Consider the following 15208-nt stretch of genomic DNA (forward strand, 5'->3'; position numbering starts at 1 on the left):
TAACATGCCGGCTTTCTCCCAAGGCCTGGAAAAGGCGCTTCACCAGGCGCTGACGCTCGCCAACGAGCGGCACCACGAATACGCAACCCTTGAACATTTGCTGCTCGCTCTCATCGACGACACCGAGGCGGCCGCGGTCATGCGCGCCTGCAACGTCGATCTCGACGAGCTGAAGCACACGGTTCTCACCTATATCGACACCGAGCTCGACAATCTCGTCACCGGCTACGACGAGGATTCCAAGCCGACGGCCGGTTTCCAGCGCGTCATCCAGCGCGCGGTGATCCATGTGCAGTCGTCCGGCCGCGAGGAAGTCTCCGGCGCCAACGTGCTCGTTGCGATCTTCGCCGAGCGTGAGAGCCATGCCGCCTATTTCCTGCAGGAACAGCAGATGACCCGCTACGACGCGGTCAACTACATTTCGCATGGCATCGCCAAGCGTCCTGGCGCATCCGAGACGCGGTCGCCGCGCGGCGCCGACGACGAGCAGGGCGGCCAGAGCGGCGCCGAGCCGCAAGAGGACGGCGGCAAGAAAAAGCAGCAGCAGGACGCGCTCACCGCCTATTGCATCAATCTGAACAACAAGGCCAAGGCCGGCAAGATCGATCCGCTGATCGGCCGCGGGTCCGAGATCAACCGCACCATCCAGGTGCTGTGCCGCCGCTCCAAGAACAATCCGCTCTATGTCGGCGACCCCGGCGTCGGCAAGACGGCGATCGCCGAGGGCCTTGCCAAGCGCATCGTCGAGGGTGACGTGCCGGAAGTGCTGCACAACGCCACCATCTTTGCGCTCGACATGGGAACATTGCTGGCCGGCACCCGCTATCGCGGCGATTTCGAGGAGCGGCTGAAGCAGGTCGTCAAGGAACTCGAGGACTATCCGGGCGCGGTTCTGTTCATCGACGAGATCCACACCGTGATCGGGGCAGGGGCGACGTCGGGCGGCGCCATGGATGCGTCGAACCTGTTGAAGCCGGCGCTGTCGTCCGGAACGATCCGCTGCATCGGCTCGACCACCTACAAGGAGTTCCGCCAGTTTTTCGAGAAGGACCGCGCTTTGGTGCGGCGCTTCCAGAAGATCGACGTCAACGAGCCGACCATCGAGGACGCCATCGAGATCATGAAGGGTCTGAAGCCGTATTTCGAGGAGTTCCACAAGGTTCGCTACACGGCCGAGGCGATCAAGGCTTCGGTCGAACTGTCGGCGCGCTACATCAACGACCGCAAGCTGCCGGACAAGGCAATCGACGTGATCGACGAGACCGGCGCCTCGCAGATGCTGGTGCCGGAGGCCAAGCGAAAGAAGACTATCGGCATCAAGGAGATCGAAGCGACGATCGCCACCATCGCCCGCATTCCGCCGAAGACGGTTTCCGCCGACGACGAGAAGGTGCTGGCCGGTCTCGACGTTGAGTTGAAACGTGTCGTCTACGGTCAGGACACCGCGATCACGGCATTGACCTCGGCGATCAAACTGGCGCGGGCCGGCCTGCGCGAACCGGAGAAGCCAATCGGCTCCTACCTGTTCTCGGGACCGACCGGCGTCGGCAAGACCGAAGTGGCAAAGCAACTCGCCGCCTCGCTCGGTGTCGAGCTGATCCGCTTCGACATGTCGGAATATATGGAACGCCACACCGTCTCGCGGCTGATCGGCGCGCCTCCCGGCTATGTCGGCTTCGACCAGGGTGGCCTGTTGACCGACGGCGTCGACCAGCATCCGCATTGCGTGCTGTTGCTGGACGAGGTCGAGAAGGCGCATCCGGACCTGTTCAACATCCTGCTGCAGGTCATGGACCACGGCAAGTTGACCGACCACAACGGCAAGCAGATCGACTTCCGCAACGTCATCCTGATCATGACCACCAATGCGGGCGCCTCGGATGCGCAACGCGCGGCGATCGGGTTCGGCTCGACCAAACGCGAAGGCGACGATGTCGAGGCGATCAACCGGCTGTTCACGCCGGAATTCCGCAACCGTCTCGATGCGATCATCCCGTTCGGCTCGCTGCCGGTTCCGGTCATCCACCAGGTGGTGCAGAAGTTCGTCATGCAGCTCGAGGCCCAGCTCTCCGAGCGTGGCGTCACCTTCGACCTGTCGCAGGAAGCGATCGCCTGGCTGGCCGAGAAGGGCTACGACGAGCGCATGGGAGCACGGCCGCTCGGCCGCGTCATCCAGGAGCACATCAAAAAGCCGCTGGCCGACGAGGTGCTGTTCGGTAAGCTCAAAAAGGGCGGCACGGTGCGTGTCACCGTCGAGAAGAAGGAGACCGGCGAGACCGGCCTGAAGCTCGAGTCGCTCGCCGACGAGGCGCCGGTCAAGCCGAAGAAGGAAGAACCCGACGACACGCCGAAACTCAAGAAAGCTGCCAGCAAGAAGCCCGTCGCGAAAAAGGCGATCGCGCAGAAGGCGGAGCCCAAGGGCAAAGATGGCGGCAAGCGCAGCTTGGTGCCGCAACTGCCCCGCAAAGGGTGATGGCCTGAAAACAAAAAAAGCCCCGGAAACGGGGCTTTTTTATTGGATAAAGACGTAGTGGATGCTGGAGGCGTTGTGCGCGACGCCCGGCTTCAGCTTCCCAGCTCTGTTCGTATCTTGTCAGCGTTCTCAGTCAACACTTCCGGTTTCTCCATCTGCCCGCTATGCGGCTTCAAAGGGATTCCCTGGAAGCGCGGAATGACATGGACATGGAGGTGGTAGACGGTCTGGCCCGAAGCAGGCTCGTTGAACTGCAGGATGGTGATGCCATCGGCGCCGAAGGCCTTCTTCACCGCCAACGCCACCTTCTGCACGACGGCGAAGAGCGGGCCGAATACTGCCGGGTCCGCGTCAAGCAGGTTGCGCGACTGCGCCTTCGGCACAACCAGCGTATGACCCGGCCCTTGCGGCATTACATCCATGAAGGCAACGATCGCGTCATCTTCATAGACGCGATGCGAGGGTATTTCACCGCGCAGGATTTTCGCGAAGATATTGTTGCTGTCGTAGGTGGGGTCAGCCATGGCGTGCGCTCCGGATTGTGCCTTGCTCTACCGCATCAAACCCGAAAATCGGAATCGATTTTCGGAAAGTACGATGCGGAGATGCAAAGTGTTAGAGCATGCTTTGTGCGTCCAATTGGACGCGTCGCCCTAACCGTCCGCCAGATCCTTGCGGAACGGCGTGTGCTCTTCAAGATAGTCGCCCATCCGCTCCACTTCGCGCCGCTCGCGCCTGAGATAGTCGGCGACCGCGTTGCGCAAGCCGGGATGCGCGATGTAATGCGCCGAATGCATGGTCACCGGCCTATAGCCGCGCGCTAGCTTGTGCTCGCCTTGCGCGCCGGCTTCGACCACTTTCAGCTTACGGTCGATCGCGAAGTCGATCGCCTGGTGATAGCAGACCTCGAAATGCAGGAACCGATGGTCTTCGATGCAGCCCCAGTTGCGGCCGTAGAGCGCATCGGAACCGATGAAATTGATAGCGCCGGCAATGTAGCGTCCATGGCGCTTGGCCATCACCAGCAGGATGTCGCCGGCCATGCGCTCGCCGATCATCGAGAAAAACTCGCGGTTGAGGTAGGGCCGCCCCCATTTCCTGCTGCCGGTATCCATGTAGAAGGCAAAGAAGTCGTCCCAGATCCTTTCGGTGAGATCCCTGCCGGTCAGCCAGTCGATCGAGATGCCGTGGGCGAGCGCCTCGCGCCGCTCCTTCTTCATTGCCTTGCGCTTGCGCGACGCCAGAGTGGCGAGAAAATCGTCGTAGGTCGAAAAACCTTCGTTGAAGAAGTGGAACTGCTGGTCGGTGCGGTGCAGGAAACCCGCCGCTTCCAGCGCCCCGACATCCTTCTGCTGCGCGAAGGTTACGTGCGCGGAAGAGACGCCGAGCTTGTCCGTCACCGCCTTCAGGCCTGCTGCCAAGCCGGCTTTCACGGCGCGACTGTCCTCGCCCTTGTTGACCAGCAGGCGAGGACCGGTGACCGGCGTGAACGGCACGGCGCATTGCAGTTTTGGGTAGTAACGCCCGCCGACGCGCTCGAACGCGTCGGACCAGCCGTGATCGAAAACATACTCGCCCTGGCTGTGCGATTTCAGGTAGCAGGGAACGGCACCGAGCAGTTTTCCCTGCGCTGTCTCCAGCCTGAGATGATGGCCCCGCCAGCCGGTGCGCTGCACGGCGCAGCCCGAATCTTCAAGCGCACTCAGAAAAGCGAACGAAACTAGGGGGTTGTAGCCGTTTTCTGTATCGCCGCGTGCCGTACCGCCGAGGCCATCCCATTCCGCGCAGGTGAAGGCTCCGATGCCGGAGGCAACCCGGATCGCATACGCTCCATTCGCCGTTTGCCCGTCGCCTTCATCGCCTTGATCCATGAGGCTTATTTAAGCTCCGTACCGGTCCATGCAAGCTCGGTTTCAAGCGACCTGTACAAGATCGGGTTCGAATCCTTCGAATGTCATTTGGTCGGCATATCTAAAGGTCAGGTCGACCGCCGGTTGGTCGAGCACGGTCCAGGTGATGACCGGCATTTTGAGCCTTTCGCGCACGAAACTGACAAACCGGTTCGGCAAGTCGCCGGCGGCGTAGGAGGCGAAGGCGATGTCGTGCGCCAGCATGGCGAAATGCGCCTCGATCAGCTTGACGTCATTGCCGTAAGCGGTCAGCCCGCCCGGAATGCCGGGCGCGTGTTTCGGGAAATCGCGGATCAGCCAGTGGTCGAACGACATGATCGCCGCCTTGCCCTTGTAGTGCTTGAGCATTTCGCCGACGCTTTCCACCAGACCTTCGTCCCGGCCGGGGACCCCTTTCAGCTCGACGACCATCGGCACACGACCATCGACCAGGTCGAGTGCCTGCTGCAGAGTCGGTAGATGGTCTGATGTGCCGCCAACCCTGAGCGCCGTCATCTCCGCTGCCGTTCGCTGCCAGACGAAGCCGTCCTGGCCGGTCAGCCGCTTCAGATCGCTGTCGTGAATCACGACCGGGATGCGGTCAGACGACAGATGCACATCGCATTCGATCGCATAGCCGCGTTCGGCTGCCGCGGCAAAGGCGGAAAGCGTGTTCTCCCAACGCGTCTTGTTCATGTCGTGGAGGCCGCGATGGGCAACGGGTCGGGCGGTCAGCCAGGAAAGATCGGTCATGACTGGCTCATTCGACTTCGAAGATGGCTTCGATTTCCACTGCGGCATTAAGCGGCAGGGAGGCGGCGCCGACGGCGGAGCGGGCATGTTTGCCGTGATCGCCGAGCACTGCAACCAGAAAATCCGAGGCGCCGTTGGCAACCAGGTGCTGTTCGACAAATTCCGGTGCCGAGGCGACGAAGACGGTGATCTTCACCAGGCGGCGGATTTTCTCAAGATCGCCAAGGGCTGCCTTGGCCTGCGCCAATATGTTGATTGCGCAGTATTTTGCCGCTTCCTTGCCGCTTGCGGTGTCGACATCGCGGCCGAGCAGTCCGCTCACCTGCAGCTTGCCCTCGCTGAGCGGCAGCTGTCCGGCGGTGAACAGCAGATTGCCTGACCTGGAATAGGGCACGTAATTGGCGGCGGGCGCGGCTGCGACCGGAACCGTCACGCCGAGATCGCTTAGCCGCTTTTCGATTGTTTCGCTCATGGTATTTCCCTATTGCTTGATGACGCCGGGCAGGCCGGGCCGAAATTGCTATTTTTGCCTCGCTTCCGCCACGACTTTTTTTAAGCTGGACCCTCTTTCCTGCGGCCTGCCATCAGGCGCGATGATCGGAGCCCCTCATGCGCGCAACACGCCTCGCATTCCACGCTGTCCTGCTGCCAGCGGTGTTCTCGATGGCGCCGGCTTTTGCCGTACCGGCGCTGCAAGCGCATCGCGCGGTTTACGATCTGAGCCTGGACAAAGCCTCCGATCGCTCCGGCATTACCGGCATTTCCGGCCGCATGGTCTATGAGTTCAACGGCTCACCTTGCGAAGGCTACACGGTGAAGTTCCGCTTCGTCACCCAGATTGCCACTAACGACAATGCAACAAAGCTGACCGACCAGCAGACGACCACTTTCGAGGACGCCGAAGGCAAGACGTTCTCGTTCGTGACAAAATCCTTCGTCGACCAGAACCTCGACAAGGAGGTGAAGGGCACCGCGACGAAGGAGACGAAGGGCCTCAAGGTCGACATCGACAAGCCGGAGAAGAGCAGCCTCGAACTCGCTGCCACCCAGTTTCCGACCCAGCATCTGGCCGAACTGATCGACAAGGCCGAAAAGGGCGAAAATTTCTACGAAACCAATCTGTTCGACGGCTCGGAAGATGCCGACAAAGTGATGACCACCACCGTCGTAGTCGGCAAGAAAGCCGATGCCGACAAAGCTGATCCGGAAGCGCCGGCATTGGCGAAACTCGCCACCGACAAATACTGGCCAGTCGACATTGCCTATTTCGACGGCACCGACAAGTCAGGCGAGGAGGTGCCGGAGTACCGGATCAGCTTCAAGCTGCATGACAACGGCATCACGCGCGACCTCGTCATGGACTATGGCGAGTTCTCGATGACCGGCAAGCTGGTCAATCTGTCGTTGTTCGATCAGTCGAAAGTCTGTCCGCCGAAATAGGCTTCAGGTTAACCACGCCCGCAAGGCGGCGCCTACAGCGCCGCGCGTTCTTGGCCGCGCAAAGGACGCTGTAGCACTTTGATTTGCGCATGATCCTTTCCGAAAATCGATTCCGATTTTCGGGGTCATGCGCCATGACTTGAACACGCCGCAATTGCATCTCAACTTCTACGCCGATGGGTCGATCGGGGGGTGGGTTGAGCAGAATCGATGTGTTCGTGGCGCCGAGGCCCAATCCGGCGCTGATCAGGATCATGACTGTAGTCAACCGGGTTGTCATGCTGCATGGCATTCCCGGGTTTCGCGACCTGTTGCCGTTCAACCGCCTGGCCGGATTGCGCGGCGTCGCCAATGTCCGTCATATCGACTTTCCCGACGACGACCGGCAGCGGCTGAAGGCCTGTTGCGGCGCCGGCAAGGCGACGTTCATCACGCCCAACCATCCGGAATTCTTTACCGACTGGATGATCGACAAGGAGATCGTCTCGCAGGTCAGCCCGCTCGCGGCATCCTGGGCCACGCATGGCGTCGTCAACGGCCTCGGCCGGATCATGCAGAAATTCTGGCTGGCCAACAATCTGATCGCCCAGATTCCTGGCAACAGTGGGGCCGCCAAGGAACACTCGATCGCCTGGGCGCTGAAAGGGCATGGTGTTCTCTTGCATCCCGAAGGCGGCGTCGGCTGGCATGCAAATGTCGTCGGTTCGCTCCTTCCGGGGGCGGTCGAGATGGGGTTCGAAGCGCTTAAGCGCGGTCGCGCCACGGATCAGGATTGTAGGATTTGGATCGCGCCGGTTGTCTGGAAGCTCGCCTTCACCAAAAATGTCGAGCCGGCGCTGGCGCAGGAATGCGCGTATGTCGAGAAGAGCCTGAAGATCGAACGCCGTGCCGCCGATACGCTGCCGGAGCGCGTCCACCATGTCTATGCGACGTTGCTGTCGCGCGATGAGATTGCCTGTGGCATGGCGCCCGACGAACGGGCTTCGTATGCAGCGCGTCAGACGCAACTGCTGCTCGAATTGAGTCGGCGCCTGGGGGAGGGCATTTCGTTCGATCCCGGCGCCAACGAGATCGCCGAGCTTTTGCGCCGGTCGCGCCGCTGGCTGCGGGAAAACACCGGCGACGCTGAGAGACAAAAACAGGTCCGCACGCTGGCGGACACCATCCAGCGTCTCCAGCGCGTCGGACCGTGGGCCTCAGTTAACTCGCGCATCACGCAAGAGGAGATCGCCGAGCATCTGAAGCGCGTCCGCAACGACTATTGCAAGGGCACGCTGCGCGACACGATCAACCGCTTCGTGCCGCAGCCGGCCGGGCCGCGCTGCGCGCATATCCGGGTGCCGGAACCGTTGGGATTGCATGCCTTTCGGGGCTCGATCGACGATGCGCTCGCCGAACTTCACAGCCGTATGCAGGCGGCTGTCACCACGTCAGTAGCCGAACTCGAAGCCGCCGGCGGCTTCATTTTCTATCCGAATCCCTTCTATCATCGCTAACGTTTGGATCTTGGCCCCAGGTGAACTGCGGCTCCGCTGGTCGGCGCAAGATGAAGGAGTGCGGCAAACCTCATGGCGGTGTATGTCGACGCGGCGATCTGGAAATGGGTCGGCCACCGCTGGTGTCATCTGCTGGCCGACGACACCGACGAGCTGCATCGTTTTGCAGCACAGCTCGGCGTCAAGCGCTCGTCCTATCAGGGGCCGCCGAAGACATCGGCGCCGCATTATGACATCACCGGCTTCGAGCGCGACCGCGCGGTGCGGCTAGGCGCCATCGAATGCAGCCGCGAAGAGATCGTTGCTGTTTTCCGGCGTGTCCGCGTGCCGAAGGGGAAGATACGACCATAGCCCGGGTGCGCTGATCGCCGCATGCTGAGCCGCAAGACACCGCAGCGCTTGCGTTTGTCGCGCATCCCCTCTATATGCGCGCTCATTCCACACACGGACTTTGGTGTCTGCCCGGGAGAAATCCGGCTGAAACCTCCGGTGGCGTTCGAGGACAAAGTCCAGAAATGCCTGTGTCCGTGGAGGCTAACCGGAAAGGATACTCAAGAATGGCTCTGCCTGATTTCAGCATGCGCCAGCTTTTGGAAGCTGGCATTCACTTCGGCCACCAGACTCACCGCTGGAACCCGAAGATGGCGCCCTATATCTATGGCGCCCGCAACAACATCCACATCATCGACCTCTCGCAGACGGTGCCGCTGCTGCACCAGGCGCTGAAGCAGGTTTCCGACACCGTCGCCAAGGGTGGCCGCGTACTGTTCGTCGGCACCAAGCGCCAGGCGTCCGACATCGTCGCCGACGCCGCGCAGCGCTCGGCCCAGTACTATGTCAACTCCCGCTGGCTCGGCGGCATGATGACCAACTGGAAGACGATCTCGAATTCCATCCAGCGCCTGCGCAAGCTCGACGAGATGCTGGCTGGCGAGGCCCAGGGGCTCACCAAGAAGGAGCGCCTCAACCTCGATCGCGAGCGCGAGAAGCTCGACAAGGCGCTGGGCGGCATCAAGGACATGGGCTCGACGCCCGACCTGATGTTCGTGATCGACACCAACAAGGAAGCGATCGCCATCCTCGAGGCCAAGCGCCTCGGCATCCCGGTCGTCGCCATCATCGATTCCAACTGCGACCCGGACAAGATCGATTTCCCGATCCCTGGCAATGATGACGCGGCCCGCGCCATCCAGCTCTATTGCGATCTGATCGCCAAGGCTGCAATCGACGGCATTGCTCGCCAGCAGGGCGCGCTTGGCGTCGACGTTGGCGCTTTGGCCGAGGCCCCGATCGAGCCGGCACTCGAGCCGACGCAGACCGCCGAGACACCGGCTGCCCGGACACCGGAAGCATAACAGGGAAGGCCGGTTTCGGCCTTCATCTTTCTCATATTCTGGCGCGCTAAGCGCTGGCGTCAGGCGCATCATCGAGGACCGGTGGTGCGTCGGTGCATTTTAAACAAAGAGGCGACAATGAGTATTTCGGCTGCACAGGTCAAAGAACTCCGCGACTTGACCGGCGCGGGCATGATGGACTGCAAGGCGGCGTTGAACGAGACCAACGGCAACATGGAAGAGGCCGTCGACTGGCTGCGCAAGAAGGGCATTTCCAAGGCCGACAAGAAGGCCGGCCGTACCGCGGCCGAAGGCCTGATCGGCGTCGATTCCGGTATCCGCGAGGCGGCGGTCGTCGAGGTCAATTCTGAGACCGATTTCGTTGCCCGCAACGCCGCCTTCCAGGAGATCGTCGCCAAGGTCGCCAAGGTCGCGCTCGCCTATGGCGGCAAGACCGAGGCCGTCGCAGCCGCCCCCTATCCGGGTTCCGACAAGTCGGTTGCCGACACCATCAAGGACGCTGTCGGCACTATCGGTGAGAATCTTGGCTTCCGCCGTTCGGCCAAGCTCACGGTCGAGCACGGCGCTGTCGCGACCTACGTCCACAATGCGGTTGCCGACGGCCTTGGCAAGCTCGGCGTGCTGGTCGCCATCGAGACGACAGGCAACGCGCAGGCCGCCAACGCCTTTGCCCGTCAGGTCGCCATGCATGTCGCCGCCACCAACCCGATGGCGCTGACGACGGAGCAGCTCGATGCGGCCGCGGTCGAGCGCGAGAAGGCGATCTTTGCCGACCAGGCGCGCCAGTCCGGCAAGCCGGAGGCGATCATCGAGAAGATGGTCGAGGGCCGTCTGCGCAAGTTCTACGAAGAGGTCGTGCTGCTCAAGCAGGCTTTCGTGCTCAATCCCGACATCACCGTCGAGAAGGCGCTGCAGGATGCCGAGAAGGAAATCGGCGCACCGGCCAAGATCACTGCCTATCTGCGCTTCGCGCTCGGCGAGGGCATCGAGAAGGAAGAGACCGATTTTGCGGCGGAAGTCGCGGCGGCGGTCAAGAAGTAAACCGCACCCTATCTTTCTGAAATGGCTTTATGGCCGGGTGTCCGCGAGGATGCCCGGCCGATTTCTTGCGCGGTGCGGCCGGCGACAGGCCGGTTGGCTATCTGCCGGATCTGCTCATGCCCGGATCTGCTCATGCAAGGTGCATTTGCCGGCGTAAGCTAAGGCTGGAAGAGAGTTTTCCGGTTCGGGCGCCGCGTGACATCGCGGCGCCCTTCGTGTATCGGAACCCAATGTTTCGGGGCAGCGCCTGCGCGGCGGCAGCCCGCGGCGCGTCACACGCATGATAATGAGGACCAGATGACGGTGAAGCCCCTCTACCAACGTGTCTTGCTGAAAGCATCTGGCGAAGCGTTGATGGGCGAGCAGCATTTCGGCATCGACGTGTCGGTAGTCGATCGCATCGCCGCCGACATCGCCGAGGCCCGCGCCCTGGGCATCGAGGTCGGCATCGTCATCGGCGGCGGCAACATCTTTCGCGGCGTCGCAGTTGCGTCCAAGGGCGGTGACCGGGTCACCGGCGACCACATGGGCATGCTCGCCACCGTCATCAACTCGCTGGCGCTGCGCACTTCGCTGAACAAGATCGGCGTCGACGCGGTGGTGCTGTCGGCAATCGCTATGCCTGAGCTTTGCGAGAGCTTTTCGCAGCGCCAAGCGACCGCCTACATGAACCAGGGCAAGGTCGTCATTTTCGCCGGCGGCACCGGCAATCCTTTCTTCACCACCGATTCGGCCGCGGCGCTGCGCGCGGCGGAAATCGGCGCCGATGCGCTGTTCAAGGGTACCCAGGTCGACGGCGTCTATTCGGCAGATCCCAAGAAGGACCCGAATGCGACCCGCTTCGAGCGCATCAGCCATGGCGAAGTCATAAGACGTGGGCTTTCGATCATGGATACGGCCGCGATTGCACTTGCGCGCGAAAACAACATTCCGATAATCGTCTATTCGATCCACGAGAAGGGTGGTTTCGGTGATATTCTGAGGGGCGGCGGCCGTTGCACGGTCGTCACGGACGACTGATCGGGAGCCCGATCCCGAACCGAAGGTTTCCCGTAGGCGAAAAGCGGGAACCGGTTTTCGGATTGAGGCTTGAATACGGGATTACCCTGAAGTGAACCCGGCTAACGGGTCGAGGAGACGATGATGAGTGGCGAATACGATGATCTCAAACGGCGCATGGACGGGGCGATCGCTGCGTTCAAGCACGATCTGGCTTCGCTGCGGACCGGCCGCGCTTCGAGCAACCTGCTCGACGCGATCCAGGTGCAGGCCTACGGCACCACCATGCCGATCAACCAAGTGGCAAACGTGTCGGTGCCGGAGCCGCGCATGATTTCGGTTTCGGTCTGGGATAAGTCGATGGTCGGCGCGGTCGATCGCGCCATCCGTGAATCCAATCTCGGCTTCAATCCGATCGTCGATGGCACCAATCTCAGAATTCCGCTGCCCGAGCTCAATGAACAGCGCCGCAAGGAACTGGTCAAGATCTCGCACGGTTATGCAGAGAATGCCCGTATAGCCGTGCGCCACGTGCGCCGGGACGGCATGGAGTTTCTCAAAAAGGCGGAAAAGGACGGCGATATCAGCGAAGACGATCATCGCAAGCGGTCCGACCAGGTTCAGAAACTCACCGACGAGACGATCAGCACCATCGACCATCTGCTTTCCGATAAGGAAGCTGAAATCATGCAGGTTTAGGGTCTGGCCACTGCTGGCTCGAAAGCGAGAACATGACAAGCCCCGCGCATGTCGCGATCATCATGGACGGAAACGGACGCTGGGCCAAGGCGCGTGGCTTGCCACGGCTTGCTGGGCATCGTGCCGGCGTCGAGGCGCTGCGCAACACGGTGCGCGCCGCTCCTGGCCTTGGCATCTCGTTCCTGACCGTCTACGCCTTCTCGTCGGAAAACTGGTCGCGGCCGAAGTCCGAAGTCAGCGACCTGATGGGCCTGTTGAAAATCTTCATTCGCCGCGATCTCGCCGAACTGCACCAAAACGGCGTGCGGGTCAGGATCATCGGCGACAGGGCAGGGCTGCAGCCTGACATCAGGACCCTGCTTGAAGAGGCCGAAACCCTGACCGTCCACAACGACGCGCTGACCCTGGTCATCGCTTTCAACTATGGCGGACGCGACGAAATCGTGCGCACAGCGCGCAAGCTTGCCTCGGCGGTGGCGCGCGGCGAGCTCGACAGCGAGGCGATCACGGCCGAATCCTTTGCCGGCTCTCTCGACACCCAGGGTATTCCAGATCCGGAACTGGTCATCCGTACTAGCGGCGAGCTCAGGCTGTCGAATTTCCTTCTGTGGCAAGCGGCCTATAGTGAGCTTGTCTTCCTGCCTTGCTACTGGCCCGATTTCAGCCGCGAGCATTTGGCCGACGCATTGCGCGACTTTGCCAGTCGCGAGCGCCGTTTCGGCGGTCTGGGCGCTCAAGACGTCGCCGTGACGGCCAAGGGATGAGCAACCTCCAGCTTCGGGTTATTTCTGCCGTCGTGCTTGCGGTCGTCACACTCAGCCTGACCTGGCTGGGCGGACTGCCCTTCCGGTTGCTTTGCGCGGCCATGACGATTCTGATCTTCTACGAATGGTCACGAATGTGCCGCCCGGTTGCCGCCACGCGTCTTGGTTTTCTGCCGGAAGCGCTGCTTCTGGTTTTCGTCGGCGGTTTGGTCGCCGGCTTGCCTGCGTCATGGCTTCTGCTTCTTGTGGCAGTGATGGTCGTTGTCACCGTGGTCGTGGGTTCGATGCGCCAGACTTCGATGCGCCAGGCGGGTCAGTGGGACGCGTCCGGCCTTGCCTATGCCGCCATTTCCGGACTGTCACTTGCTCTTTTGCGTGACGGCGATCATCCCGGCCTCGTCGCCATTCTCTTCCTGTTCGCGGTGGTTTGGGCGACCGACATATCAGCCTATTTCGTCGGCCGCGCTGTCGGCGGTCCGAAGCTGGCGCCGTCGATTTCACCAGGCAAGACTCAGAGCGGGGCACTCGGCGGCGCCGTCGGCGGCGTGGTTGCCGGGCTGCTTCTGGCGGCCGCGGCCGGAGGCGGAAATCTCGCAGTGCTCGGCGTCGTCGCCCTCGTGCTTTCGCTCGTCTCCCAGGCCGGCGACCTTTTCGAATCATGGGTGAAGCGCCGCCACAACCGCAAGGATTCGGGCACGCTGATACCGGGCCATGGCGGCGTCATGGACCGGGTCGACGGGCTTGTCGCGGCGGCTTTCGCCCTGTACGTCATCGGCTGGATTTCGGCGACCGCCGACCATCCGGCACAGGGGCTGTTTCCAGCTTGACCAGCATTGATTCCCGGCCTGGTTTTTTGACCTGCGCAGGATGCGCCACGGATTCGCCTGGATTGATGCCACAGTCGCGGTACGACCGTGCTGCGGACGAATTTGAGGACATGAGTTGAACGAGATTCTTCACGCGGTTTTCAGCACGGAAGGCTTTGTCCTCGGCACGCTGGTGCCGTTCCTGTTCGTGCTGACCGTAGTCGTGTTCGTCCACGAGATGGGCCATTATCTCGTCGGCCGCTGGTGCGGCATCGGCGTGAAAGTCTTTTCGATCGGCTTCGGCCCGGAACTCTTCGGCTTCAATGACAGCCATGGCACGCGCTGGAAACTCTGCGCCATACCACTCGGCGGCTACGTCAAATTCGTCGGCGACATGAACGCCACATCGAGCCAGCCCAGCTCGGAGGAGATCGAAACGCTGACCGATGCCGAGCGCAAGATCGCGTTTCACACGCAGCCGGTCTGGAAGCGCGCCGCGACTGTGGTGGCCGGTCCGCTGTTCAATTTCCTGCTGACGATCGCCGTCTTCGCGGTGCTATTTACCGCCTATGGCCGCCCTGTGATGGAGCCGATGGTGGCTGAAGTCACCGCCGACAGTCCGGCGGCGCAGGCCGGGATCCTGCCCGGGGACCGGTTCGTCAGCGTCGACGGCAGCAAGGTCCAGACCTTCGCCGACGTCCAGCGCCGGGTCTCGGGCCGCGGCGGCGACGCCATCACGTTCGTCATGCTGCGCGACGGCAAGGAGATCACCGTTACGGCGACGCCACGGTTGATGGAACAGGAAGACGCGCTGGGCAACAAGGTCAAGGTGGCCGTGATCGGCGTCGTCAACAACCAGGAATTCGGCCAACCGCGCCTGATCACCTATAGCCCGGCTGGCGCACTGGCTGCCGCGGTCGAGGAAACCGGCCACATCATCCAGGGTACCGGCCAGTTCCTGCAGCGTTTCGTCGTCGGTCGCGAAGACAAATGCCAGCTGGGCGGTCCAATCAAGATCGCAAAGATGTCGGGGCAGGCGGCAAAACTGGGCTTCGACTGGCTTGTGCAACTTGTTGCGCTGTTGTCGGTCGGGATCGGTATTCTCAACCTTTTGCCGATTCCCCCCCTCGACGGCGGCCATCTCCTGTTCTACGGCGTGGAGGCCGTCATTCGGCGACCGGTGTCGGAACGGATGATGGAAATGGGTTACAGGGCCGGCCTGCTTCTCGTCTTGGGCTTCATGGGGTTCGTTTTCTGGAACGACCTGTTTGGATGCTGAAATCATGAAGAAATTTGGCTTCGGCACAGCCAATGTTGAGACGCCGTTTACCATGCATGGGGATATGCGTGACGCGAAAGCCACGCAACAGGGTTAAGTAAATACAAATTAACCAGGAGCCTTGCGTGTAGGGAAAATCCGGTTAATACGGTAGGGGAAATTACCGCACGTCCGGTTTTCTCGCCGTGGGGACTTCGAGAAAAGGTACAAAAGC

At 61.7% G+C, this 15208-nt stretch carries 15 protein-coding genes; 11 read left to right on the top strand and 4 right to left on the bottom strand.

The features are described from left to right. The first annotated feature begins 4 nt into the window (after positions 1–4). On the top strand, positions 5–2473 hold the full coding sequence (clpA, locus tag A9K68_RS17950; protein WP_029352793.1) for an ATP-dependent Clp protease ATP-binding subunit ClpA: 2469 nt from the start codon (positions 5–7) through the stop codon (positions 2471–2473). A gap of 92 nt (positions 2474–2565) precedes the next feature. Here clpA and A9K68_RS17955 read toward each other — a convergent pair whose 3' ends face one another. The 4 genes from A9K68_RS17955 to A9K68_RS17970 form a co-directional block, all read right to left on the bottom strand. Then, complete coding sequence (locus A9K68_RS17955) at positions 2566–2997, bottom strand: HIT family protein (protein WP_065009576.1); 432 nt, start codon at positions 2995–2997, stop codon at positions 2566–2568. A 129-nt stretch (positions 2998–3126) separates the two neighbouring features. Further along, the gene (locus A9K68_RS17960) at positions 3127–4344 is read right to left on the bottom strand and encodes a GNAT family N-acetyltransferase (protein ID WP_065009577.1); all 1218 of its coding nucleotides are present in this window, start codon (positions 4342–4344) and stop codon (positions 3127–3129) included. 42 nt (positions 4345–4386) lie between these two features. Then, complete coding sequence (locus A9K68_RS17965; protein WP_029352787.1) at positions 4387–5115, bottom strand: glycerophosphodiester phosphodiesterase; 729 nt, start codon at positions 5113–5115, stop codon at positions 4387–4389. Between the two features lie 7 nt (positions 5116–5122). Next, positions 5123–5587, bottom strand: a complete 465-nt coding sequence (locus A9K68_RS17970) for a RidA family protein (protein WP_065009578.1) — start codon at positions 5585–5587, stop codon at positions 5123–5125. A 137-nt stretch (positions 5588–5724) separates the two neighbouring features. Between A9K68_RS17970 and A9K68_RS17975 the strand changes: the two genes are divergently transcribed. The 10 genes from A9K68_RS17975 (at position 5725) to rseP (ending at position 14994) form a co-directional block, all read left to right on the top strand. Next, positions 5725–6555 carry a cell envelope integrity EipB family protein gene (locus tag A9K68_RS17975; protein ID WP_065009579.1) on the top strand — a complete coding sequence of 277 codons (831 nt, stop codon included), beginning with the start codon at positions 5725–5727 and terminating at the stop codon, positions 6553–6555. Positions 6556–6752: 197 nt separating this feature from the next. Next, a complete protein-coding gene (locus tag A9K68_RS17980; protein WP_065009580.1) occupies positions 6753–8051 on the top strand; it encodes a hypothetical protein in 1299 nt (432 codons plus the stop codon). Between the two features lie 72 nt (positions 8052–8123). Then, complete coding sequence (locus A9K68_RS17985) at positions 8124–8402, top strand: DUF4031 domain-containing protein (RefSeq protein ID WP_029352779.1); 279 nt, start codon at positions 8124–8126, stop codon at positions 8400–8402. 206 nt (positions 8403–8608) lie between these two features. Continuing rightward, on the top strand, positions 8609–9406 hold the full coding sequence (rpsB, locus tag A9K68_RS17990; RefSeq protein ID WP_065009581.1) for a 30S ribosomal protein S2: 798 nt from the start codon (positions 8609–8611) through the stop codon (positions 9404–9406). A gap of 117 nt (positions 9407–9523) precedes the next feature. Then, the gene (gene tsf, locus A9K68_RS17995) at positions 9524–10447 is read left to right on the top strand and encodes a translation elongation factor Ts (RefSeq protein ID WP_065009582.1); all 924 of its coding nucleotides are present in this window, start codon (positions 9524–9526) and stop codon (positions 10445–10447) included. Between the two features lie 297 nt (positions 10448–10744). Next, positions 10745–11467: a UMP kinase gene (gene pyrH / locus A9K68_RS18000; protein WP_065009583.1), complete on the top strand. Its 723-nt coding sequence runs from the start codon at positions 10745–10747 to the stop codon at positions 11465–11467. Positions 11468–11590: 123 nt separating this feature from the next. Then, positions 11591–12145, top strand: a complete 555-nt coding sequence (gene frr / locus A9K68_RS18005; protein WP_036267909.1) for a ribosome recycling factor — start codon at positions 11591–11593, stop codon at positions 12143–12145. A gap of 32 nt (positions 12146–12177) precedes the next feature. Next, on the top strand, positions 12178–12909 hold the full coding sequence (locus A9K68_RS18010; RefSeq protein WP_029352770.1) for an isoprenyl transferase: 732 nt from the start codon (positions 12178–12180) through the stop codon (positions 12907–12909). After that, entirely contained in the window at positions 12906–13736 is an 831-nt protein-coding gene (locus tag A9K68_RS18015) for a phosphatidate cytidylyltransferase (RefSeq protein ID WP_065009584.1), read from the top strand. Before A9K68_RS18010 ends, A9K68_RS18015 begins: the two co-directional genes overlap by 4 nt. A 115-nt stretch (positions 13737–13851) precedes the next feature. After that, the gene (gene rseP / locus A9K68_RS18020) at positions 13852–14994 is read left to right on the top strand and encodes an RIP metalloprotease RseP (protein WP_029352766.1); all 1143 of its coding nucleotides are present in this window, start codon (positions 13852–13854) and stop codon (positions 14992–14994) included. Positions 14995–15208 lie beyond the last annotated feature (214 nt).

This window comes from Mesorhizobium sp. AA22 (assembly GCF_001672375.2).
Lineage (GTDB): Bacteria > Pseudomonadota > Alphaproteobacteria > Rhizobiales > Rhizobiaceae > Mesorhizobium > Mesorhizobium wenxiniae.

What these genes read in the sequence shown, in the direction of transcription:
- A9K68_RS17985 (WP_029352779.1), top strand. Translation starts at nt 8,124, where the DNA reads ATGGCGGTGTATGTCGACGCGGCGATCTGGAAATGGGTCGGCCACCGC.
- A9K68_RS17960 (WP_065009577.1), bottom strand. Translation starts at nt 4,344, where the DNA reads ATGGATCAAGGCGATGAAGGCGACGGGCAAACGGCGAATGGAGCGTAT.
- tsf (WP_065009582.1), top strand. Translation starts at nt 9,524, where the DNA reads ATGAGTATTTCGGCTGCACAGGTCAAAGAACTCCGCGACTTGACCGGC.
- rpsB (WP_065009581.1), top strand. Translation starts at nt 8,609, where the DNA reads ATGGCTCTGCCTGATTTCAGCATGCGCCAGCTTTTGGAAGCTGGCATT.
- A9K68_RS17975 (WP_065009579.1), top strand. Translation starts at nt 5,725, where the DNA reads ATGCGCGCAACACGCCTCGCATTCCACGCTGTCCTGCTGCCAGCGGTG.
- frr (WP_036267909.1), top strand. Translation starts at nt 11,591, where the DNA reads ATGAGTGGCGAATACGATGATCTCAAACGGCGCATGGACGGGGCGATC.
- A9K68_RS18015 (WP_065009584.1), top strand. Translation starts at nt 12,906, where the DNA reads ATGAGCAACCTCCAGCTTCGGGTTATTTCTGCCGTCGTGCTTGCGGTC.
- A9K68_RS18010 (WP_029352770.1), top strand. Translation starts at nt 12,178, where the DNA reads ATGACAAGCCCCGCGCATGTCGCGATCATCATGGACGGAAACGGACGC.
- A9K68_RS17965 (WP_029352787.1), bottom strand. Translation starts at nt 5,115, where the DNA reads ATGACCGATCTTTCCTGGCTGACCGCCCGACCCGTTGCCCATCGCGGC.
- A9K68_RS17955 (WP_065009576.1), bottom strand. Translation starts at nt 2,997, where the DNA reads ATGGCTGACCCCACCTACGACAGCAACAATATCTTCGCGAAAATCCTG.
- A9K68_RS17970 (WP_065009578.1), bottom strand. Translation starts at nt 5,587, where the DNA reads ATGAGCGAAACAATCGAAAAGCGGCTAAGCGATCTCGGCGTGACGGTT.
- clpA (WP_029352793.1), top strand. Translation starts at nt 5, where the DNA reads ATGCCGGCTTTCTCCCAAGGCCTGGAAAAGGCGCTTCACCAGGCGCTG.
- pyrH (WP_065009583.1), top strand. Translation starts at nt 10,745, where the DNA reads ATGACGGTGAAGCCCCTCTACCAACGTGTCTTGCTGAAAGCATCTGGC.